Genomic DNA, 22,378 nt, shown 5'->3' with positions numbered 1-22,378 from the left:
AGTGCAGTGATAAGAAATAGATGTCTTACTTTTAAATGAGGACGCGAGTTGAAAAATAGAGATTATACAAAGGAAATTTTAAACAAGAAAAAGTACCTTACTTCAAATATTGATGGGTTCAATCGTGTCTACGAAAGACTTGATAATATCAGTTTGCTTGAAAATTTTTATGAAGATGCATTGATACATGGCTTCTCTGATAATGAAGTTGTAGCTACAGAGCTGGAAGTGTTTGATGGTGGTTTTTCTGAAGGTATAAAGTATATTCCAGTTAGTTTAGTTGCGTGCATTGAGAGCTTTTTCAGATTTTTGTTTGCCCATACTATTGATTCAGCTCCCCTATACAGAACAAATGCAGCAAAATTCGATATCAAGTTTAGTATTAAAACAGCAATTGATCTTGAAGTTAATCAACTGACTATAGGTGAGTTCATCTCACACCTTTTGAAGGTTAATAACCTAGATGATATCGGTTCAAATATGAAGCAGATTCTAGGAGAAGATTTCTTCTATGGTTTTAAACAGTGGCGGGTAAAGTTAGATAAGCAACCTGAGCTGTTTCCGATTAGTGATGATGAAAAAAATGCTCATATATTTAATAACTTGAGTCGGTTATTTGAGCTTAGGCATTGTATATGCCATGAGGCTTACACACCTTTGTGCGACGATGATTATAGGCAGTTGGTTTCATTTTCTCCATATGTGAGAGAGTTTTTGTATGTTACCGAACGTTTTGTTGAAGACCATGTTAGTTCTCACAGAAGTGCCTGACATTCTTTGTACGAACTTGTTAGAGCTGAGACTAACGAAGTGTGTTGTCTACTGAAGCAAAAAAATGAGATTAATCTAATGCCTAGGGGGTGATAGGAGGAGCGCACAGCTCCCCTACCTACTATAATCCCAGCAATTTAGCTGCTTGGTTATACTCCTGTTCAATCTGATTCTTAACCATTTCACGCCTCGCTTCGATAGGAGCGCGGTCTGAGATAAGTTGAGCACGCTCCTCCATACGTGCTAGTTCATGTTCCTTCCATTGGTTTAATGCTGTTTCAATCTGAGTGGGCGTTAGGGTCTGTTTGATGCTTTTGGTACTCAGGTGGTCAATAGCACTAGAAGCTGACGCCATGTTGGCAGAAAGAGCGATAAGCGAAGTCATTACGATAGTTTTAAGTTTCATAGTTTTTCCTTTGATTGGTTTGATAGCCGAGGGCATATCGGTACTGTAATAAATGAAGTGGCAATGGATGCCGTTTGAATTTGTAGATTTACGAAAAGGAGAAATAGCGCCAGAAAGGCGTTTTCTTTAATAATATGTGTTTCTAAAATGCTGAATTGGAATGGTAGTTAGGCGATTTCGGCGATTAGCTCGAAGTACTGACGAGTGTTGCCGTAACAGTATCAAAACTGTGTGCTGTAATTTGAATTAGCAGTGTTTGCTCCCAACTTATATACAGCTCTGTTACTTGTGGCTGGTGGAGGTCGCAACGCTCAATATCTGGTTGATAAAACCAACCTCTTAGAAAGTTAAAATAAAGTTCTTCTTCCATCGTTGTTGCTTTGTCGTCCGGATAGGCAAAGCTAACGATGAAGACAATGCTCCAACCTTCTATGCTTCGTTCCTGCTGTACTTCTACCGGGTGATAGCCTTTGCGACTCTGGTAGTACTCAGAACGACGAAAGTTGATAGCGATACGCTTGGCGTTGCTCGGTACATCAACGTTGCTGGTAAGTCTCTGAAGATGGTTGATAAGTTGTTGGCTAGGCTCAGTACAACCTTGCTTGAACACAGTGCTGCTCATATCAGTCCCCTTTCTGCAAAAGACACACAGCTTTCACCAATCACCAAATGATCCAGTACTCGGATATCCACCAGCGCCAGACCATCCTTAAGTCGGTTGGTTATGCGTTTGTCTGATTGTGATGGTTCAGCGTCTCCGGAGGGGTGGTTGTGAGCAAATATCACTGCTGCGGCATTGGTGTGTAAGGCTAACTTAACCACTTCTCTTGGGTAGATACTTGCGGCATCAATGGTGCCGTAAAATAGTTCTTTGTATTCAATTAGTCGGTGTTGGTTATCAAGAAGCAGTACTGCAAAGGTTTCTCGCTCTTGTCCCCCAAGCTTACAACTCAGAAAATCTTTAACAGCTTGTGGGTTAGTGAAGCATTCTCCTCTTAGGTAGGTATCTGCCAAAATCTCTGCGGCTTTCTCCAGGATCTGTCTGGCGTGTTGAGGTAGGGAAAATCCATACTCTGAAATGTGCATATCTATCTCCTTTTAGTATCGAGATGCACCTGAATAATATGGATGTGAAATAATCTTTAATCGACTTTTTTGGTAGTGGCTTTGCAGAGAAAGAAAAGATTGAGGGGAGGCATTGCCTCCCCTCTGTGCCGCTCTGGTAATGAACCAGTTAGGCGTTCAGTGATAAGCATAGAACTAAGTGACATAACGAAGGCTGCCTTCCCTCTATCGGTATTCAGTGCTTTGGAGTTATTAACAGAAGCACTCAAAACAGAATTTATGACACAAGGTAGAGTAACCATCACTGATTATTTCCAGTTGACCGGGTGTTCATTACGCACCTGATTAAACCCGAAATATAGTTGCTATAAGTGCAACGGGGTTAGGATAAACCAAGCTGCGGCATTAGCTGCCTTAGCATTTCGGTAGATACCACTTTTCTTAATGTCGCTAATTCAATGATGAGCAGTGAGCCTTAATTAGCTTTGTTCTCAGTAGTGCATTTTGTTCTTTAACGGCATACTTTCTGAACTCAAACTTTCGCGGATACTCAAAAGCATAGGTAGATACACGAAATTGAGAGATCCTATCCAACGGTATCTCTTTTACTGCATCTGAGCCTTTTTCTTGATGAACTAAAAGCAATTGTGTACCGGACAATATAAGTCCTAACGGCTTGGTTTCTACAGGTGTATTTTGACCATTCATATTGCTGCTGAGATTAACCCATCGGTTGTGGTACAACGCGATACAGAGTCTTTCAAATAAGTCGCTGGTGGTACTCATCTTTGGTACTTCAACAATATTCGAACTAAGAACTACTTTTGATGGGAGCGAGATTTCATTCCTTTCACAGGTGGGTAAAAAGTTAATTCGCGTTTCTGTGAATGTGGATTCAATGGCTGATTGAAGATCATCAGGTAGCGCATGCTTTAACTGTACTTCTGCTATCGCCAGAATCATGGCTTCTCTTGCGCCTAGTGTGCGTTTGATATTACTTCTTCGAGAGTAACCATAGGGTTTATCACGGGTGTCTTTTTCAATGTCGAAGTACCGGACAATGACATCGAGGTTACGCTGAATAGTGCGAATATCTCGTGTTAGCCCCACTTCATCCAGTTGCGCCTTTAGTTCCTGAGCTGTCACTTTTCGGGCGGTGGGTATGCGCTTGTAAAGCTCAAAAGCAAAAGAGATACCATCGGCAATACTGGGTTTAATAAATTTTGCCATAGACGTTCACTTAGTTTTAGGCAGAGCAAAACCCTACCCTGCAAAGAGAATGCGGGCATATTGGTTGCTGTGCGTATTTATGAATAAGGTAGGTTACAAGGTGGTGCGGCAACAGGTGCCGAACCATTTTAGATTATAAAAATGAAAAATATGATGATGATTCGTTCCTTATTTAGATGGTCATTCACCTAAGTAATATGTACTTGAATATTTCTTCAATCGACTAGGATACAAGGGTTTACGAAACCTGCTCGGACGTTCTCGGTTAAAAAATACTTACCTCCCTTCTCTTTTGAATAAGAAGAGACTAGAGGAATTAACCATGAATATTCGACTAATACGTTTAAAAGAAGTTATGCACGTAACTGGCCTAGCTCGCGCCACCATCTACAAGTACATGAAAGAGAATACCTTCCCCAAAAGCGTGTCACTGGGTGGCAATGCAATAGCGTGGGAAGAGGGAGAAATTTACGAATGGATTTTAGAACGACTGAGAGAACGAGACGAACAAGTTCAAAAGTAAGCATCAAATAATCACACCACATGCCGCCTTTTCTAACCAACATAATCAAACAGCAAAATCACAATTATCCGCAGTAATCTAATTTTACCATTATCGATAGTTAGCTAATTAATAATTACATCAATTGGGTGCCATCACTCTTGGCATGTTACCCAGTCAGAAACTGGACGTTTTCGGACGTCCTCAAACCCTTAACCGGGTCTTCAAGCGTACCCATAGAAATTAATTCAGGAGAAAAACGATGAGATTTATTCGTTTAAAAGAAGTGATCAGCAAAACGGGTTTAAGCCGTTCCACTATCTACAGTTTGATAAAAGAGGGGCGCTTTCCACCTAACGTACCAATTGGTTCGAGGTCTGTAGCGTGGGTTGAAAGTGAGGTGGAGGAGTGGCTGGAAGAAAGTGTGCAGGTTCGGGATAAGGCCGCTAAGGGGTATTTTGATGGATATGGGTATTGAACTTCTAAACTATTACTTGCAGTACGAGTATGCTTTCTTTGCCAAAGTAGGGCCGTCTTTTTTGCGTGGGAAACTAGGACTTTGAATTAAATTTGTCAATCGACTTACGATTTCTGTATCCCGCGCCAAGTTTTTCTATATTAATTAATACATAATGAAACAAGATGGATATTAAATTGCCAACTTACAATAGAAAGTCATATGAAAAAAATAGACTTACATGTTCACACTGTATGCACCATTAGTGACCCAGCTTTTGAGTTTAGTTTAGACACTCTTAAGTGTTATGTAGAGACTACAAGACTCGATTGCATCGCGATAACTAATCACAATGTATTTAGAAGGCAACAATTTACGAAAATTGTTGATAGCATTGATTGCACAGTTTTACCCGGTATTGAAGTTGATCTTGAAGGGGGCATATCCTTGTTATCTCCCCCTAACTCTTTGGATAAATTTGAAAATAGTTGTACTTTAGTAGAAAAAGACATTCCTGATAGCAACACAAGCATAACTTATGAAAGGTTTACCGAGATTTTTGGTGATCTTAATGAGTATATCCTTATTCCGCATATTGAAAAATCTCCATCTTTAAATCGAAATACTTTAAGAAAATTAGAGGGGTATATTGATTGTGGTGAGGTTCAAAGTGTTAAAAAATTCTTATATGCGATTAATCAAAAAAGTACCTATGCGCCGGTACTTTTTAGTGATTTCAGGGCAAAAAAAGGGACAATAACTTTTCCACCAAGATTTACTTATGTTGATATTGGGGATGTTGATTTTGTAACATTGAAACAATTGCTAAGAGATCGGGATAGACTTTCGCTAAGTGAAGATGAAGGAAATAAATTTTTCCAAGTGCTTGATAACGGTTTGCAGATTTCTACTGGTCTTAATGTCATCCTAGGGCAACGGTCTTCTGGAAAATCTTACACATTAGATAAGATTGTCGAAAATGCAAACGAAGACAAGATTAAGTACATAAAACAGTTCGAGCTCCTTGAAAAGAGTGATTCTGATGACGAAAGTAGGTTTCAATCAAAGGTCAAGGACAGCAAGAAATCTTATATTGATGAGTATTTAAAAGAGTTTAAAGCTGTCGTTGATGACGTTGTCGATATTGACTTAGATTACTCATCAAAAACTGTTGATAGTTATCTAACGTCGTTAAAGAAATTTGCTTTCAATAAAGACCGCCATGACTCTTTTTCCGCTACTAAGATGTTTAGTGAGGTGCAGTTCAAAACTCAAAATTTAAAACCTCTAGAAGATCTTTTGGCTGCTACTAGGCTTTTAATTGAAAACCAAACATATCGCTCTACAATTGACAAAAATGTGAATATTAGTGGTTTGAAATCGTTATTTATTGATTTAGCGAAAGAATATCAACATCAATATAAAATTAATGCTCAAAAAATCTTTGTAAACAGCATAATTAAAGATACTAAAGCACACCTAAATGTTAGATCTGCTACCGATCCTGTTTCTGAAGTCGACCTTTATTCGGTGGCGATAGATAAGATGAAGGTTGATAAGTTCTCTATGATTACGGAATATCTAAAGCATGAAAAGAGTGAGACGGTTGATACATTGCAGGGGTTCAGTGTAGTCGCCAAAAAGGCCGCCTTCAAAGGAGCCTCTGGACTTAGAGAGGTGAATAGAAACATTGGTTCGTTCATGTCAGTTTATGAAAACTATGAAAAACCTTACAAGTTTTTACGATCACTGATTTCTAATGACTCTGTTTCAGAGTCAGACTATTATAAATTTTTCTGCAATATCTCTTATGAGGTTCAGAATGCGCTAGGAGATAAAGTTTCCGGAGGAGAACGTTCGGAGTACCGGTTACTACAATCTATCGATGATGCGCATAAGTATGACATGCTGCTGATCGACGAACCCGAATCTTCCTTTGATAACGTTTTCTTGTTAGGTAAGGTTAACCAGCTCATTAAAGATCTATCTAAGCACATGCCCGTTATTATTGTTACTCACAATAGTACTGTTGGTGCGTCGATAAAGCCTGACTATTTATTATTCACTCAAAAACAAGTCGTTGATGGCAAGAGTAAGTTTAGCGTATTTACAGGCCGTCCAAACGACAAGGAGTTGACGGATCTGGATAATAATAAACATCCAAATTATGAAGTTCTAATTAACTGTCTTGAAGCAGGAGAAGTACCCTATAAAGGACGAGGAGAATCATATGACGCACTTAAAAATTGAACACTCCCAAGGGAAGTACTCTTTGGATCTTGTAGAATATAAGCCCATAGATGAGATTACAAAAGAAGATCTTCTTGCTCTAGTAGATATAGTCTTAACAAACGGATTCCAAATGGATAATCCAGACGAGCATGAAATTAAAAACGATGCACACAAAATTATATACACCAATATTTACTTAAAACTGAAAAAACTAATAGATGATAAAAAGAGTTTTAAAGATGAAAGTGAAATGAAGTATAAGGAAGCTATAGATAAATATTCAATAGCCACTGTTTAAGTGCGGTTCAGATTAGTAAAGCTTAGCAAAGCATTATGTTTACATGATAAAGGAGCATAAAAGATGAATGGAAAATCATTAACAGCCCATTTCAGAAGTGACAATATTCCAACGTGGCCATGTCCTGAATGTGGAGCTAATTCATTAACTAATCGTGATGATGGATTCCAGAAGCAATACAAAGTTCCAGTCGACCATCACCACCCAGCTTTTGACCCAGATTGGATTGAGTATGTATTCACTTTAAACCTAAAGTGTACTATCCCCGAATGTGGCTGTGGAGTTATGTGTGTAGGTACTGGTGAAGTTTCGCAAGAATACTTAGATGATGGATCAAGTGATTGGGAGTGGTTCGATAACTTTGAAGTTAAGTATTTTCAGCCACCGCTTCAAATATTTACTCCACCTAAAGAGACTCCATTTGGGGTGAAAGAAGCTTTAACTACCTCATTCTCTAATTATTTTTCGTCACCTAGTACTAGTCTAAGTACATTACGTGCTGCATTAGAAGTCCTGCTTGGTGAAATGGAAGTTGCATCGGTGGATGAGAAAGGTAACTTTCTATCGTTGGCTAAAAGAATTGGCTCATTGCCGGAAAATTATCGAAAGATTATTGAGCCTGCAAATGCTATTAGGTGGCTTGGAAATGATGGAACTCATTCTGGCTATCAAATTAGAAAGTCCGACGTTGTTGATGGGTATAAGATCTTTGAGCATATTTTAGAAGAGTTGTATCCGGAAAAGAAAGCCTCAATCGATGCGCTGGTTGCACGAATTAATGAGGATAAAGGGGTGAAAAGATAGAAATGGACTTCGATTAAGTATGATTTCTAACGTTTAGGATTTTCAGTTAAGCGTGGGGTTTCTTTTCTAAATATCAATGAATTATTGTTGGTGGCTGCGTTATGTTTTTGGAGGGGGAAATAAAAATGAATCAAGACAAAATAGTTAGACTCCCGAATGGTTATGAGCATAAAAAACGTGTTGATGCATCGAAAGGAGAACTCAGATGTGAGGTTTCAGAGCGTTGGATAAAATTTCCTGAAGCTAGTTCGAAGCATTTTGATATGGACTACCTAGCATTAGATGTAATGACCTTTGGAGCGAACGAAAAAGAGCGGAAATTATGTGAAATCATAGTTGATCGTGATCTTCTTGAAAAAATGCTCAAAGAGTTACCACATAAAAATTACACCCAAACATAACAAACTGTCCTATTACGAATCATGAGCTTAAATAGGCTTCCGAGAGGAAGCCTTCTATGTCGTCACCCCACCAGCTTAGGGTTCTTCTTTCCAGCCAATGAAACATGCCCTTCAGCCGCAGCAGTAATATGATCGCTCCACCAGTACATTAGTTTTCGTTGTTGCTCTAGGTACTCAGCGTGGTTATAAGCCTTTTTAACGTCATTCCTGTCCACGTGGGCCAGTGCTGCTTCAATTACGTCAGGGTTAAAGCTCTGTTCGTTCATGGTAGTACTTGCTAGGGCTCTTAGCCCGTGAGAAACCAGCTGCCGACCAAATCTCATTCTTTTTAGCGCCATGTTGGCAGGCTGGCTATTAACGTGACTTTTCGGGTTCTTGTTGCTAGCAAAGATATATTCTCTATGGCTGCTAATTGGTTTCATGCTCTCCAAAAGGGCTAATGTCTAATCAGTAAGTGGATGGCATGAGGACGTTTCATCTGATACCTTCTTCAGGAACAATCCAAACTCAATTATCAAAGTCTATGTCCGGCTTGTCATTGGTGTTGATTTTGCATAAAACACCTTTTAGCTGCACAGGTATCGATTAGTGATTCTGTAAAGGGAAAGCTGTTTATCTTGCCTCTGCATGACGAATCTCACATAATGGACTTCTAGCTAAAAATTATTACTCTACGAAATAGCGAGGGTTACTTCAGAAAGAGTGACTTTTTGTTTATGTAACCCCTTATGTAGCCCTTGCCTTCAGCGCGTTAATATAAGTCGTTGCAAATCAATGATATAGACATGACTGGTTAGTCCGCCCACCGTACCATATTTATAAAACAAAGCCTCGACGAAAGTCGGGGCTTTGTTGTTTTTGCACAAACTAACCATTACCACATTAAGTCATCAGGTACGACAAACTCAGCGTACGGATCATCTTCAGCAAGCTCTTCTTCCGAAGACGATTTGTTTTCAATAACTGCTTCTGCATCTCTTTCTGCAATTTTATAAGCCACCGACGAAGGAATAACGGCATAGCTTTCCTCATATCTCGCAACGGACAAAATACCTTTTACTAACTGTTCTCTCGTTTCTTGTTGTACATAGAGAGATTTAACTAGAGTTCCATCGGTGAAATTATATTTGATATCACCATTTTTCTGGTCAATTCTGTTCATTTCAATGAGCTGCTTAACTTGAGCCTTTAATTCTCTGCCAAATTGTTGTTCATCTCTTTGCTTATTGAGCTCTATATCTCGTAGTCTTTGAGATTCTTTATTTTGTTCAACCGCAGCCTTGGCTTCTCGAGCTTGCACTCTCGATTTTTTCGAGCCTTTTTTGGCCTTTTTTAGTTTCTTTTCGTTCACTAACCCAGCCTTTAGTAGCTGGTCTTGTAAGCTTAACTTTGCCATATCCAATCCAAGTTGTTTTTTTTGTATTTTCTCATTTATAGCGCTAATTAACACTGTTTATTGATTAGCAGAATAAAAATATGTTTTGTGCGAAATGATATTAATAACGAAGTAGTGGTATGGAATGATACCGCCTTTGTAGCCTACATGAAAACGGAGGTTATATTGAGTTTAGTAAGTCAATTTTTAACGAGTAAGCGTAATGTTAGAACAAGTAACTGAAGCGTTTATTCAAGTGCTATCCATTAAGTTCGGCTTCTATTTATAGCTTCTATTTGTGGCATCTTTCTCATTTTTGAGTCAATGTTTGGAAATATCTAAAAACAAGCATTATATAAACAAATTACTATAGATAGTTCCTTTCAATATGAGTAGCCTACAGTTATAAGTGTGGTATATATAGATGTGCTTAAATACAATAAAAAAGGAATTCTTATGAAGAAGTTAGTAATGCTCGCATCCACGTTATTAGTACTATCTCCTCAGTTAGTACAAGCTGAAGCCTATGTCGGTGGTAAAATTGGTTATTCTTGGTTGGATGGCGAATGTACCTTGGATAATTCATGTAGTGATGATGGCGGGGCCGGCGGTATTTATGCTGGTTATAATTTTACTGATATGCTTGGCTTGGAAGCTGGGTATGACTATCTAGGTGATTTTGACGCCGCCCCTTTTGATGACTCCATGAAAGTATTTACCCTAGCGCCTAAGCTAACCATACCTGTTAATGATTTTGATTTTTACGCTAAGCTTGGCGCTGCATGGGTAGATTATGATGATATTGATGACACAGTACTTGTAGCAGCAATAGGTACAGAATTTGGTTTGTCAGAAAATGTTTTTGGTCGTTTCGAATACCAACGTATCAATAATATTACAGAAGGTATTGTCGAGAACTTAGATGTGAATTCTCTTTTCTTCGGTTTAACCTATAAATTTGGTTCAGCTGCTGAACCGGTGGCAGCAATGGCGGTTGAAGAAGTCATTGTCGAAGAAGAAGTTGTCGCTGTGGTTGAAGAACCAATGCCAGAAGTAAGGTTGTTTCAAGAATATGGTGTAGAGTTATTCGACAATGATAGTTCTAAATTGGCACCGAATAGTGAGCAGTATTTTGACTGGTTGATCGGCGTTATGAAAAAATACCCACAAGCTGAAGCTAAAATCGTTGGCCACACCGATTCACGAGGCTCTGCCGCTTACAATCAAACGCTTTCTGAAAAACGTGCGCAGTCTGTAGCGGATTACTTGTTTACACAGGGAATTGAAGAGTCGAGAGTGACAGTACTTGGCGAAGGTGAAAGTAAACCTAAAGCTTCTAATGATACAGCGGAAGGGCGTATGGAAAACCGCCGAGTTGAAGTTATCATCGATGAGTTTGAAATTAAGCAATAATATTTAGGTTTGCCAAATTTTAAGTAATACGGGTAAATATAGAGAAAAGGTCAGCGTTGGTAGCGCTGACCTTTTTTGTATCTTCATTGGTTCAGTTGATGGTTGTTCTAACACACCGATATTTCTGAACCGTTAACTTTTTAATTGCTATTAATTAATTGAAATAATAAAAGAAATGCATATAAACCTTTTGAATTATGCCTTTCTTCAGATGTAAACACTGACTCATTTTTGATGTTGATCATTATAATTTACGAAAAATCAGCTTGAGAAAGTGGATTTGTGATTTCATACGCAACAAGACTTACTATAAAGGGCTACGTTTTTGATTCGGTTAATATTCAACAGGGGAGGTGCTGAATGTTTTCTACCGGAGATAAGCCTGGAAAGGGCTCATATGTATGCGAAAAATGTAGGATTGTTGTCGAATTAGTAGATGATGGTGAAGCTCTACCCTATTGCCCATGCTGTGAATCTGATAAATATATGGCTCGAAATTGGAGAAAAGAAGAAAAGTAGTTTCTTAGATATAAGTGAATGCCTCGATTTTTCGAGGCTTTTTTGTACCTGCATATTAAATTTGTTATGACCTGCTAGTAGGCTATGTCATGATTTGTAAAATATCTCACCATAGTAAGAATTATAACCATGTTAAATAGTGTCAACTTGAATTTACTTCGTTCTCTTTTAGTCATATTAGAAGAGTGCCATGTGAGCCAAGCGGCAAAGCGGCTGAACATTACTCAGTCTGCTGTGAGCAGGCAATTAGCACAGCTGCGAGATCTATTTAATGATCCTCTACTTATTCGAGAAGGTAATGATTTATACAAAACCCCAAGGGCTGTAGAGCTTCAAGCTAAACTTGAAACGTTATTTAGTGAGTTCAAACATCTTATTGAAGAACCATCTTTCGAACCTTCAAATTGGGCTGGAGAGGTTAATTTTGCTTGTAGCGATTATGTCGCTCAATATATCTTTCCGGAAATTATTAAAAAGATAAGTAGCCAAGCTCTTCACGCTAAATTTAACTATCACTTTTGGCTACCTCATATGGCTGATAGCTTTGCAAATAGCCCGATAAATTTAGCTTGCACGCTTCAAAATAATAAACCAAAAGGCTTATCTGGAAAATTGATTGGCGAAGATTATTTAGTTTGTGTTATGAGGGATTCTCACCCTCTATCAGGTCGGAAGTCACTTTCACTTGATGATATTCTTCGTTACCAGCATATAGTGATTACAGGGGGAGACAAAAATAGTGAGCTTGATACCCATTTGTTTGATATGCGGAAGCATCGAGAAATTGGTTTAAAAGTTCCATTTTATTCGGCGGCATTTAGCACCTTGATAGAAAGTAACTATCTACTTGTTATCCCTCAGCACATTGCGAAAAATATGCAAAAGCACCTGCCTATTTTGCATTATGACCTTCCATTTGATTTACCGTTGCAAAAGTATTGGATTATATGGCATCCAAAATATGATGAAGAAAAATCACATCAATGGGTTAGAAGGTTGTCTTATGAAATTCTTCGTAGCTCTATTTATTCTGTAGGGTATGATTCAAAATCATGACCTGAATGATAATTGTTGATTTCATTTGATAGTTCTTTACTGTTAGCCTTTTCAAAAGCGCGAATATTCTCACTTAGAACCTTTATAGGAACACGAAATGACAATCACAGTGTGGTTATCCCTCTTTACGATTTGTTTGTTAGGTGCAATGTCACCGGGGCCTAGTTTAGCTATTGTAGTGAAACACAGCTTGGCGGGAGGGCGGCTAAATGGTATAGCAACAGCCTGGGCACATGCTACAGGTATTGCGGTTTATGCTTGTATTACTTTGGTTGGGCTCGCCGCTTTATTACATCAATACCCAACCTTATTTACTGTTATTAGTTATGTTGGTGCTTTTTATCTAGCTTATTTAGGATTTTTGGCTTTACGTTCAAAAGGTGGTGTGGCCGCAAAGTTAGAAGCTGGCGAAAAAGTAAGTGTGTTGCAGTCAGCGAAAGAAGGTTTTCTGATCTCACTAACCAGCCCTAAAATTATGTTGTTTTTTACTGCACTTTTTTCGCAATTTGTTTCGGTGGGTTCAGAGTTGTCGAGTAGAGCTATTGTTGTTGTAACCCCTTATCTTGTAGACGGTTTGTGGTATACCTTTATTGCTTTTATGCTCTCCTCACCACTGTTACTCGACAAGCTAAGAAGCAAAGCTCTAATCATTGATAGGCTTTCCGGTCTTGTTCTTATTATTTTGGCGTTTAGGGTTATTTGGTTCGCATAATGCGTTAAATCACTCAAATTTTCATAAAATCAAGTCGTCAATAATTCCCTTGTGATCTATTTGTGGTGCTTATTGATGCTTATCAATGAGTAACAGTGAGGATTTGTGTAAAAGTAACCCTCTTTCCTTATGGCTACTTGAGAAACCAATGTCAGTGAACAGTTCAAATGATCCTTTGAATAAATCTTACTCAAAGGATGTCAACCTTATCTCTACGACAGACACATCCAGTATTGTTACTTATGCAAATAACACCTTTTGTGAAGTGGCTGAATATCAAGAAGAAGAATTGGTTGGTAATCCGCACAATATGGTTCGGCATAAAGATATGCCGAAAGATGCATTTGGTCAGTTATGGCAATATATAAAATCTGGAAAAAGTTGGATGGGGTTGGTCAAAAACCAATGCAAAGGTGGTGGTCACTATTGGGTTTCAGCTTTTGTTACTCCTATAAAGAATGAAAAGGGTGAAATTGTCGAATATCAATCTGTGCGCTCAAAGCCAGAACCAGAGCAGGTTGATAGAGCAAGTGTGCTTTATAAAAAAATGAGTAATGGAGAGAACGTCACTGGCAAACGTTTTTCGTTTCAATCAGTCAATCTATTGCTTTCGGTGCTTGTAGTGTTACAAGCGATTTCAATGCTATTTGGGTTTAACCCTGTTTATGTAGGGTTCTTTGGCTTGAGCCTTGGTGCAACTCTATTTGCTTCGTCTCTTTATCAAAAATCAAGATTTAACAAAATTGCAGAGTTGGCTAAAGATTCATATGACAACCCATTGATGGAAAAGCCATATACTGGTTATTTTGATGATTGTTCTCGAATCGAATTGGCTTTGATGATGCGAAGAGCAGAACTGCGAGCGGTTTCTGGAAGAACAACCGAAACTGCAGGAAAAATACTTAATTCTGCAGAGGAAGAATTCAGAACGATTAAATCGATAGAGCAGAGTCTTGGACAGCAATCGAGTGAAACTGAGCAAGTTGCTGCAGCTGCAGAAGAGCTTAGTCAATCGATACGTGAAGTTGCTAATAGTGCATCTATGGCGTCAAAGGCTACAGAAGAAGCAAATCAAGAATCTCAAAAAGGACTCGAAAGCATTGCGATTACGATAGATGTAATTGACCAATTAGCGGCCGAGTTAAAAAGCTCAAGAGAAGTTATCGATAATTTGGCGCAAAATAGCCAAAAAATTGAAGGTATTCTTGATGTAATCGGAAATATTTCTGAGCAAACTAATTTACTGGCGTTAAATGCTGCAATTGAAGCAGCAAGAGCTGGTGAGTATGGACGAGGTTTTGCTGTTGTAGCTGATGAAGTCAGATCGCTTGCGACTAAAACGAGATCATCGACAAATGAAATTCAAGAAATGATTGTTGACCTGCAATCAACGGCAACAAATGCAGTAAGTATAATGACACGAGGTGGTGAGTTATCGACGGAATGTACTGACCGTGCAAATCAAACCGGTGAAGTGCTTAATAATATAAGTAGCATGTTGAATCAGGTTACTGATAATAGCCATCAAATAGCCGTGTCTGTTGATCAACAGGCGAGTGTAACAAATGAAGTCAATCGTAATGTCACTAATATCAAAAAGCTGGCAGACGACACTCTATTGGTATCGAGCTCCTCGGTGGTGAGAACAAGTCAGCTGGTTAATGACCTTGATGGTTTACAGCGATTGATTCGCCAGTTTTAATCATCACAAAGTGAGTAAGTGTTGTCATATTTAACGCCCTGAATAGAGGGTGGTACTATCTCTGTGTGTTACTAGTTTTATACTGCACACAAGTTAATAAATCGAGCTGATTTCTTTTAAAAGATGATTTTGTTCTATGCTTTAGATAAAGTTATAGGTATTGGTAATGTAACAGAGATAACAAGATACTCACGTGGCAAGCATTAAAATCACCGTAGATAGAATTCAACCTGGAATACACATTCGCTTGCCAGTCAAATGGAACGAGCATCCGTTTTTATTTAATAGTTTTAAACTAAAGTCCCAAGATCAGATTAACCTTATTAAACACTTAGGCATTCAGTACGTATATATTGATCCCGCTCAAAGTGATGTGGGGCCTCTCCCTATTAAAGAAGTTCCTGATGAGAACACGGCTGCTGCTGAAGAAATAGACCTCGAAGCCAAAAAAATGTGGGAAGAAAAGCAGGCCCGCATAGATAAGCTTAACTCATATAGAAGAAGAGTGATTAATTGTGAAAAAGAATTCGAACGTTCTTTGTCTCAATTACGTTCAGTCATGAGCAAAATCAGAAATCGTCCAGATTCTGCAGTGGCGGAAGCAACTCTTATGGTTGATGATATCGTTGAAAAATTGTTATCTGATGATCACGTAACACTGCATCTTATGAATGGAAAGAGTGAATTTGAAGATATATATTTTCATTCGCTTAATGTTTCTGTGCTCGCAATGATGATTGCAAAAAGCAAAGGCTTCAACTCTAAACAAATTAAAGACATTGCATTTGGTGCTCTTTTCCATGATATCGGAAAGATAAAAATACCGACAAACATCTTAAGAAAGAAGACTGCTCACACTGTTCCTGAGAAGAATTACTTGAAGTTACACCCTAAATACGGCTTGGATATAGCGGAATCAGCAAAAAACTTTCCAGAATCAACTAAAAAAATCATCATCCAACACCACGAGATGCGAGATGGTTCTGGTTACCCCGATGGATTGAAAGAAGATGCAATAGATGAACTTGCACAAATTGTCTCTTTAGCTAACGCGTATGATAATTTGTGTCATAGTAATATCGTAGCAGAGCAAAAAATCCCATATAACGCATTATCCTATTTATATAAAAACTGTAAGCACCTCTATAGTATCGATAACCTAAATCTTTTGATTAAGTTCATGGGGGTATATCCGCCGGGAACAATTGTTCAGCTATCAAATAAGATGGTAGGTCTAGTCATTTCAGTAAACGCTAAACATATTTTGTTTCCTAATGTACTTCTCTATGATCCAAATGTGCCTCGTACCCAAGCTCCGATCCTAGACTTAGCAGATAAAGATTTAAAAATAGTGGCTGCAATTTTACCTTCTAAGTTACCTGAGAAAATAAGAGAGTACTTAAACCCTCGTTCTCGTATCTCCTATTTTTTTGATAGTGATGATTAGGTGATAGCGTACTTTATCCACAGCCATCTGTGTATAAAGTGTGTGTTATCTATGTATTAATCTGTATTGGAATAAAATTTCAAAAAAACTAATTTTTGGCAAAAAATAGTTGCTATGTTTAATTCTCTCCCTATAATGCGCTCTCACTGACACGGCAGAGCCCACAAGGCTTTGCAGATAAATCAGTAAGACGAGCAGCTTGAAAAAGCCTTTCGAAATTAAAATGAAAAAGTATTTGACTCTTCACTTTAAATCGCTAGAATGCACGTCCGCTTCAAGGGAAAGCCTAGAAGCAACGCTCTTTAACAATTTAAACCTATATCAATCTGTGTGGGCACTCGTTGATGACAATCGACAATGATTCTCTGCTTTCGGGCAAGAAATCAAAAATCGGTTTCAATGAACTGAGTGACCTAATTTGATGTCTTCGGATATCGAACACAGTTATTTAAATACCATTCTGTTGGAATGGTATGAACTTTAAAGAACACTTTACTATTTGGCTTTGGCTAAAAAGTAAAAGGCAATTTAAAGTCAGTATTCATTGAGCCAAAAAACTTAAATTGAAGAGTTTGATCATGGCTCAGATTGAACGCTGGCGGCAGGCTTAACACATGCAAGTCGAGCGGAAACGATATTAACAATCCTTCGGGAGCGTTATTAGGCGTCGAGCGGCGGACGGGTGAGTAATGCTTAGGAATTTGCCCAGTTGAGGGGGATAACTATTGGAAACGATAGCTAATACCGCATACGCCCTACGGGGGAAAGGAGGGGACCTTCGGGCCTTCCGCGATTGGATAAGCCTAAGTGAGATTAGCTAGTTGGTGGGGTAATGGCTCACCAAGGCGACGATCTCTAGCTGGTCTGAGAGGATGATCAGCCACACTGGAACTGAGACACGGTCCAGACTCCTACGGGAGGCAGCAGTGGGGAATATTGCACAATGGGCGAAAGCCTGATGCAGCCATGCCGCGTGTATGAAGAAGGCCTTCGGGTTGTAAAGTACTTTCAGTAGTGAGGAAGGCAGCAAGCTTAATACGTTTGTTGTTTGACGTTAGCTACAGAAGAAGCACCGGCTAACTCCGTGCCAGCAGCCGCGGTAATACGGAGGGTGCGAGCGTTAATCGGAATTACTGGGCGTAAAGCGCATGCAGGTGGTTTGTTAAGTCAGATGTGAAAGCCCGGGGCTCAACCCCGGAAGGTCATTTGAAACTGGCAAACTAGAGTACTGTAGAGGGGGTAGAATTTCAGGTGTAGCGGTGAAATGCGTAGAGATCTGAAGGAATACCAGTGGCGAAGGCGGCCCCCTGGACAGATACTGACACTCAGATGCGAAAGCGTGGGGAGCAAACAGGATTAGATACCCTGGTAGTCCACGCCGTAAACGATGTCTACTTGGAGGTTGTGGCCTTGAGCCGTGGCTTTCGGAGCTAACGCGTTAAGTAGACCGCCTGGGGAGTACGGTCGCAAGATTAAAACTCAAATGAATTGACGGGGGCCCGCACAAGCGGTGGAGCATGTGGTTTAATTCGATGCAACGCGAAGAACCTTACCTACTCTTGACATCCAGAGAATTTGCTAGAGATAGCTTAGTGCCTTCGGGAGCTCTGAGACAGGTGCTGCATGGCTGTCGTCAGCTCGTGTTGTGAAATGTTGGGTTAAGTCCCGCAACGAGCGCAACCCTTATCCTTAATTGCCAGCGAGTTATGTCGGGAACTTTGGGGAGACTGCCGGTGATAAACCGGAGGAAGGTGGGGACGACGTCAAGTCATCATGGCCCTTACGAGTAGGGCTACACACGTGCTACAATGGCGCATACAGAGGGCAGCCAACTAGCAATAGTGAGCGAATCCCAAAAAGTGCGTCGTAGTCCGGATTGGAGTCTGCAACTCGACTCCATGAAGTCGGAATCGCTAGTAATCGTGGATCAGAATGCCACGGTGAATACGTTCCCGGGCCTTGTACACACCGCCCGTCACACCATGGGAGTGGGCTGCAAAAGAAGTAGGTAGTTTAACCTTCGGGGGGACGCTTACCACTTTGTGGTTCATGACTGGGGTGAAGTCGTAACAAGGTAGCCCTAGGGGAACCTGGGGCTGGATCACCTCCTTAAACGATAGATTGCTTGATGAGTGTCCACACAGATTGAATAGGTTTAGAAAGTAAAGAGAAAGGAATTGTACTTCCTGGTGCTCGGGGCTATAGCTCAGCTGGGAGAGCGCTTCGCTGGCAGCGAAGAGGTCTGCGGTTCGATCCCGCATAGCTCCACCATTTTTAAGTGTTTTTGTCTTCGTTTAGATGAGAGTATTTAAAAATGGTTTTTTTCTTTAAGTAGAATGAAAATCTTTGCTCTTTAACAATTTGGAAAGCTGACTGATAACTTAATTGTTTTCACTTTTGAAAAAGTGAAATAAAACGGCTCAAGGCTGTGATTAAGTTGTCAAAATAAAAGTTCTCAAATCCTATTGGCTTCTTTTTAGAAAGAAAACGATAGGTACTTGTTGTTACTTCGGTAATAACAAACCAACACACATTCAAGTGTTCTTGGAAACAACTAACTTCGGTTAGATTGTTTAATATTTGAGTCCGGCAAAATCGAAAGTTTGCTTCTGCTTTTTAAAGCGGAAACAAACACAGTTGTCTCGCTCATTCAAATAATGAGACAACGATTTATAACCTTGGTTGTTTACCATACATAAAGACCTCTTGGGGTTGTATGGTTAAGTGACTAAGCGTACACGGTGGATGCCTTGGCAGTCAGAGGCGATGAAGGACGTATTAACTTGCGATAAGCGTAGATAAGGCAGTAAAAGCCACTTGAGTCTACGATTTCCGAATGGGGAAACCCACTAGCATAAGCTAGTATTATTAACTGAATACATAGGTTAATAAGGCAAACCCGGGGAACTGAAACATCTAAGTACCCGGAGGAGTAGAAATCAACCGAGATTCCGAAAGTAGCGGCGAGCGAAATTGGATTAGCCCTTAAGCTTTTAATGATGCAGGTGAAGATTCTGGAAAGTATCGCGATACAGGGTGATAGCCCCGTAACCGACACATCATTTTAAGTGAAAACGAGTAAGGCGGGACACGTGATATCCTGTTTGAATATGGGGGGACCATCCTCCAAGGCTAAATACTACTGACTGACCGATAGTGAACCAGTACCGTGAGGGAAAGGCGAAAAGAACCCCTGTGAGGGGAGTGAAATAGAACCTGAAACCGTGTACGTACAAGCAGTAGGAGCAGGCATTGCGTCCTGTGACTGCGTACCTTTTGTATAATGGGTCAGCGACTTATATTTAGTAGCAAGGTTAACCGTATAGGGGAGCCGTAGGGAAACCGAGTCTTAACTGGGCGTCGAGTTGCTAGGTATAGACCCGAAACCAGGTGATCTAGCCATGGGCAGGTTGAAGGTTGAGTAACATCAACTGGAGGACCGAACCGACTAATGTTGAAAAATTAGCGGATGACTTGTGGCTAGGGGTGAAAGGCCAATCAAACCTGGAGATAGCTGGTTCTCCCCGAAAGCTATTTAGGTAGCGCCTCGGACGAATACTACTGGGGGTAGAGCACTGTTAAGGCTAGGGGGTCATCCCGACTTACCAACCCTTTGCAAACTCCGAATACCAGTAAGTACTATCCGGGAGACACACGGCGGGTGCTAACGTCCGTCGTGGAGAGGGAAACAACCCAGACCGCCAGCTAAGGTCCCAAAGTATAGCTAAGTGGGAAACGATGTGGGAAGGCTCAGACAGCCAGGATGTTGGCTTAGAAGCAGCCATCATTTAAAGAAAGCGTAATAGCTCACTGGTCGAGTCGGCCTGCGCGGAAGATGTAACGGGGCTAAGCTATACACCGAAGCTGCGGCAACATAATTTATTATGTTGGGTAGGGGAGCGTTCTGTAAGCCGTTGAAGGTGAACTGTAAGGTTTGCTGGAGGTATCAGAAGTGCGAATGCTGACATGAGTAACGATAATGGGGGTGAAAAACCCCCACGCCGGAAGACCAAGGGTTCCTGTCCAACGTTAATCGGGGCAGGGTAAGTCGACCCCTAAGGCGAGGCCGAAAGGCGTAGTCGATGGGAAACGGGTTAATATTCCCGTACTTCTTATAATTGCGATGGGGGGACGGAGAAGGCTAGGTGAGCCTGGCGATGGTTGTCCAGGTTCAAGGGTGTAGGCTAATTTCTTAGGTAAATCCGGGAAATTGTTAGGCTGAGACCCGATGTCGAGCCACTACGGTGGTGAAGTCATTGATGCCATACTTCCAGGAAAAGCCTCTAAGCTTCAGATTATAAGAAATCGTACCCCAAACCGACACAGGTGGTCGGGTAGAGAATACCAAGGCGCTTGAGAGAACTCGGGTGAAGGAACTAGGCAAAATGGTACCGTAACTTCGGGAGAAGGTACGCTCTTGACGGTGAAATCCCTAGCGGATGGAGCTATCGGGAGTCGCAGATACCAGGTGGCTGCAACTGTTTATTAAAAACACAGCACTGTGCAAAATCGTAAGATGACGTATACGGTGTGACGCCTGCCCGGTGCCGGAAGGTTAATTGATGGGGTTAGTCTTAGGACGAAGCTCTTGATCGAAGCCCCGGTAAACGGCGGCCGTAACTATAACGGTCCTAAGGTAGCGAAATTCCTTGTCGGGTAAGTTCCGACCTGCACGAATGGCGTAATGATGGCCACGCTGTCTCCACCCGAGACTCAGTGAAATTGAAATCGCTGTGAAGATGCAGTGTACCCGCGGCTAGACGGAAAGACCCCGTGAACCTTTACTACAGCTTGGCACTGAACATTGACCCTACATGTGTAGGATAGGTGGGAGACTTTGAAACTTCGTCGCTAGATGGAGTGGAGTCGACCTTGAAATACCACCCTTGTATGCTTGATGTTCTAACTTAGCCCCATAATCTGGGGTGAGGACAGTGCCTGGTGGGTAGTTTGACTGGGGCGGTCTCCTCCCAAAGAGTAACGGAGGAGCACGAAGGTGGGCTAAACACGGTTGGACATCGTGTGGTTAGTGCAATGGCATAAGCCCGCTTGACTGCGAGAATGACAATTCGAGCAGGTGCGAAAGCAGGTCATAGTGATCCGGTGGTTCTGAATGGAAGGGCCATCGCTCAACGGATAAAAGGTACTCCGGGGATAACAGGCTGATACCGCCCAAGAGTTCATATCGACGGCGGTGTTTGGCACCTCGATGTCGGCTCATCACATCCTGGGGCTGAAGTCGGTCCCAAGGGTATGGCTGTTCGCCATTTAAAGTGGTACGCGAGCTGGGTTTAGAACGTCGTGAGACAGTTCGGTCCCTATCTGCCGTGGGCGTTGGAAGATTGAAGGGGGCTGCTCCTAGTACGAGAGGACCGGAGTGGACGAACCTCTGGTGTTCGGGTTGTCATGCCAATGGCATTGCCCGGTAGCTAAGTTCGGAATCGATAAGCGCTGAAAGCATCTAAGCGCGAAGCGAGCCCTGAGATGAGTCTTCCCTGGCACTTTAAGTGTCCTAAAGGGTTGTTCGAGACTAGAACGTTGATAGGCAGGGTGTGTAAGCGTTGTGAGGCGTTGAGCTAACCTGTACTAATTGCCCGTGAGGCTTAACCATACAACACCCAAGGGGTTTTGTGGACTCAATGAAGAACATTGAATGTGTGAAGAACTTATATTTTTGTTGGCTTTTCGAATTTTAAGATTTTGCTTGGCGACCATAGCATTGTGGACCCACCTGATTCCATGCCGAACTCAGAAGTGAAACGCAATAGCGCCGATGGTAGTGTGGGGTTTCCCCATGTGAGAGTAGGACATCGCCAGGCTCTTATTCGTTTTTATCTTTTTTAGAAAAGATAAAAGCAAAAATTAACAAAGCATCTAAGTCAGACTTTGTTAATGTAAGAATACCATGTGGAGTGGTAGTTCAGTTGGTTAGAATACCGGCCTGTCACGCCGGGGGTCGCGGGTTCGAGTCCCGTCCACTCCGCCATT

Annotated in this window: 17 protein-coding genes, 2 tRNA genes, 3 rRNA genes and 1 pseudogene; 17 read left to right on the top strand and 6 right to left on the bottom strand. The window is 41.0% G+C overall.

The window, feature by feature from the left end:
• Positions 1–48: 48 nt before the first annotated feature.
• Positions 49–771: a HEPN domain-containing protein gene (locus PGX00_RS00115; protein WP_272131779.1), complete on the top strand. Its 723-nt coding sequence runs from the start codon at positions 49–51 to the stop codon at positions 769–771.
• A 121-nt stretch (positions 772–892) separates the two neighbouring features.
• Here the strand turns inward: PGX00_RS00115 and PGX00_RS00110 are convergent, their stop codons facing one another.
• The 4 genes from PGX00_RS00110 to PGX00_RS00095 form a co-directional block, all read right to left on the bottom strand.
• Positions 893–1,177, bottom strand: coding sequence for a hypothetical protein (locus PGX00_RS00110; protein WP_272131778.1), 285 nt, complete (start codon positions 1,175–1,177; stop codon positions 893–895).
• A 184-nt stretch (positions 1,178–1,361) separates the two neighbouring features.
• Positions 1,362–1,799, bottom strand: coding sequence for a DUF2787 family protein (locus PGX00_RS00105; protein ID WP_272131777.1), 438 nt, complete (start codon positions 1,797–1,799; stop codon positions 1,362–1,364).
• A complete protein-coding gene (gene radC, locus PGX00_RS00100; protein WP_272131776.1) occupies positions 1,796–2,263 on the bottom strand; it encodes a RadC family protein in 468 nt (155 codons plus the stop codon). Before radC ends, PGX00_RS00105 begins: the two co-directional genes overlap by 4 nt.
• A 429-nt stretch (positions 2,264–2,692) precedes the next feature.
• Positions 2,693–3,472: a helix-turn-helix transcriptional regulator gene (locus PGX00_RS00095; protein WP_272131775.1), complete on the bottom strand. Its 780-nt coding sequence runs from the start codon at positions 3,470–3,472 to the stop codon at positions 2,693–2,695.
• 328 nt (positions 3,473–3,800) lie between these two features.
• On the opposite strand from PGX00_RS00095, the gene PGX00_RS00090 reads away from it, so the two are divergent.
• The 6 genes from PGX00_RS00090 to PGX00_RS00065 all read left to right on the top strand — a co-directional run bounded on the left by PGX00_RS00090 (position 3,801) and on the right by PGX00_RS00065 (position 8,166).
• Positions 3,801–3,995: an AlpA family transcriptional regulator gene (locus tag PGX00_RS00090; protein ID WP_272137854.1), complete on the top strand. Its 195-nt coding sequence runs from the start codon at positions 3,801–3,803 to the stop codon at positions 3,993–3,995.
• 241 nt (positions 3,996–4,236) lie between these two features.
• The gene (locus PGX00_RS00085; RefSeq protein ID WP_272131774.1) at positions 4,237–4,452 is read left to right on the top strand and encodes an AlpA family transcriptional regulator; all 216 of its coding nucleotides are present in this window, start codon (positions 4,237–4,239) and stop codon (positions 4,450–4,452) included.
• Positions 4,453–4,653: 201 nt separating this feature from the next.
• Positions 4,654–6,681, top strand: a complete 2,028-nt coding sequence (locus PGX00_RS00080; RefSeq protein ID WP_272131773.1) for a hypothetical protein — start codon at positions 4,654–4,656, stop codon at positions 6,679–6,681.
• Positions 6,662–6,961 (top strand): hypothetical protein, encoded by a 300-nt coding sequence (locus PGX00_RS00075; protein ID WP_272131772.1) that lies wholly within the window; start codon positions 6,662–6,664, stop codon positions 6,959–6,961. Before PGX00_RS00080 ends, PGX00_RS00075 begins: the two co-directional genes overlap by 20 nt.
• A gap of 63 nt (positions 6,962–7,024) precedes the next feature.
• Positions 7,025–7,765, top strand: a complete 741-nt coding sequence (locus PGX00_RS00070) for a DUF4145 domain-containing protein (RefSeq protein ID WP_272131771.1) — start codon at positions 7,025–7,027, stop codon at positions 7,763–7,765.
• A gap of 125 nt (positions 7,766–7,890) precedes the next feature.
• Entirely contained in the window at positions 7,891–8,166 is a 276-nt protein-coding gene (locus PGX00_RS00065) for a hypothetical protein (protein WP_272131770.1), read from the top strand.
• Positions 8,167–8,228: 62 nt separating this feature from the next.
• Here the strand turns inward: PGX00_RS00065 and PGX00_RS00060 are convergent.
• Positions 8,229–8,694, bottom strand: a pseudogene (locus PGX00_RS00060) (tyrosine-type recombinase/integrase); the annotation flags it as partial.
• Between the two features lie 346 nt (positions 8,695–9,040).
• Positions 9,041–9,562 carry a DUF2058 domain-containing protein gene (locus PGX00_RS00055; protein WP_272131768.1) on the bottom strand — a complete coding sequence of 174 codons (522 nt, stop codon included), beginning with the start codon at positions 9,560–9,562 and terminating at the stop codon, positions 9,041–9,043.
• Between the two features lie 435 nt (positions 9,563–9,997).
• Here PGX00_RS00055 and PGX00_RS00050 point away from each other — a divergent pair, with 435 nt between their 5' ends.
• The 10 genes from PGX00_RS00050 (at position 9,998) to PGX00_RS00005 (ending at position 22,376) form a co-directional block, all read left to right on the top strand.
• Complete coding sequence (locus PGX00_RS00050; RefSeq protein ID WP_272131767.1) at positions 9,998–10,954, top strand: OmpA family protein; 957 nt, start codon at positions 9,998–10,000, stop codon at positions 10,952–10,954.
• Positions 10,955–11,602: 648 nt separating this feature from the next.
• Positions 11,603–12,529, top strand: coding sequence for a LysR family transcriptional regulator (locus PGX00_RS00045; RefSeq protein WP_272131766.1), 927 nt, complete (start codon positions 11,603–11,605; stop codon positions 12,527–12,529).
• A 97-nt stretch (positions 12,530–12,626) separates the two neighbouring features.
• Positions 12,627–13,241 carry a LysE family translocator gene (locus tag PGX00_RS00040; RefSeq protein ID WP_272131765.1) on the top strand — a complete coding sequence of 205 codons (615 nt, stop codon included), beginning with the start codon at positions 12,627–12,629 and terminating at the stop codon, positions 13,239–13,241.
• 148 nt (positions 13,242–13,389) lie between these two features.
• On the top strand, positions 13,390–14,943 hold the full coding sequence (locus tag PGX00_RS00035; protein WP_272137852.1) for a methyl-accepting chemotaxis protein: 1,554 nt from the start codon (positions 13,390–13,392) through the stop codon (positions 14,941–14,943).
• A 193-nt stretch (positions 14,944–15,136) separates the two neighbouring features.
• Positions 15,137–16,390, top strand: coding sequence for an HD-GYP domain-containing protein (locus PGX00_RS00030; RefSeq protein ID WP_272131764.1), 1,254 nt, complete (start codon positions 15,137–15,139; stop codon positions 16,388–16,390).
• A 560-nt stretch (positions 16,391–16,950) separates the two neighbouring features.
• Positions 16,951–18,502: ribosomal RNA gene (locus PGX00_RS00025) — 16S ribosomal RNA — on the top strand.
• 83 nt (positions 18,503–18,585) lie between these two features.
• A tRNA-Ala gene (locus tag PGX00_RS00020) sits at positions 18,586–18,661 on the top strand.
• Positions 18,662–19,108: 447 nt separating this feature from the next.
• A 23S ribosomal RNA gene (locus PGX00_RS00015) occupies positions 19,109–22,001 on the top strand.
• A gap of 92 nt (positions 22,002–22,093) precedes the next feature.
• A 5S ribosomal RNA gene (gene rrf, locus PGX00_RS00010) occupies positions 22,094–22,209 on the top strand.
• The 16S, 23S and 5S rRNA genes sit together here with 2 tRNA genes alongside, the layout of an rRNA operon.
• Before the next feature lie 90 nt (positions 22,210–22,299).
• A tRNA-Asp gene (locus PGX00_RS00005) sits at positions 22,300–22,376 on the top strand.
• The last annotated feature ends 2 nt before the right edge of the window (positions 22,377–22,378 follow it).

Source organism: Vibrio algarum, assembly GCF_028204155.1.
Classification (GTDB): Bacteria; Pseudomonadota; Gammaproteobacteria; order Enterobacterales; family Vibrionaceae; genus Vibrio; species Vibrio algarum.
The sequence above is the reverse complement of the archived record's forward strand: the minus strand, read 5'-3'. Positions and strand labels throughout refer to the sequence as shown.

Coding starts and splice junctions, on each gene's coding strand:
- PGX00_RS00110 (WP_272131778.1), bottom strand. CDS start 1,177: ATGAAACTTAAAACTATCGTAATGACTTCGCTTATCGCTCTTTCTGCC.
- PGX00_RS00105 (WP_272131777.1), bottom strand. CDS start 1,799: ATGAGCAGCACTGTGTTCAAGCAAGGTTGTACTGAGCCTAGCCAACAA.
- radC (WP_272131776.1), bottom strand. CDS start 2,263: ATGCACATTTCAGAGTATGGATTTTCCCTACCTCAACACGCCAGACAG.
- PGX00_RS00095 (WP_272131775.1), bottom strand. CDS start 3,472: ATGGCAAAATTTATTAAACCCAGTATTGCCGATGGTATCTCTTTTGCT.
- PGX00_RS00085 (WP_272131774.1), top strand. CDS start 4,237: ATGAGATTTATTCGTTTAAAAGAAGTGATCAGCAAAACGGGTTTAAGC.
- PGX00_RS00080 (WP_272131773.1), top strand. CDS start 4,654: ATGAAAAAAATAGACTTACATGTTCACACTGTATGCACCATTAGTGAC.
- PGX00_RS00075 (WP_272131772.1), top strand. CDS start 6,662: ATGACGCACTTAAAAATTGAACACTCCCAAGGGAAGTACTCTTTGGAT.
- PGX00_RS00070 (WP_272131771.1), top strand. CDS start 7,025: ATGAATGGAAAATCATTAACAGCCCATTTCAGAAGTGACAATATTCCA.
- PGX00_RS00065 (WP_272131770.1), top strand. CDS start 7,891: ATGAATCAAGACAAAATAGTTAGACTCCCGAATGGTTATGAGCATAAA.
- PGX00_RS00055 (WP_272131768.1), bottom strand. CDS start 9,562: ATGGCAAAGTTAAGCTTACAAGACCAGCTACTAAAGGCTGGGTTAGTG.
- PGX00_RS00050 (WP_272131767.1), top strand. CDS start 9,998: ATGAAGAAGTTAGTAATGCTCGCATCCACGTTATTAGTACTATCTCCT.
- PGX00_RS00045 (WP_272131766.1), top strand. CDS start 11,603: ATGTTAAATAGTGTCAACTTGAATTTACTTCGTTCTCTTTTAGTCATA.
- PGX00_RS00040 (WP_272131765.1), top strand. CDS start 12,627: ATGACAATCACAGTGTGGTTATCCCTCTTTACGATTTGTTTGTTAGGT.
- PGX00_RS00035 (WP_272137852.1), top strand. CDS start 13,390: ATGTCAGTGAACAGTTCAAATGATCCTTTGAATAAATCTTACTCAAAG.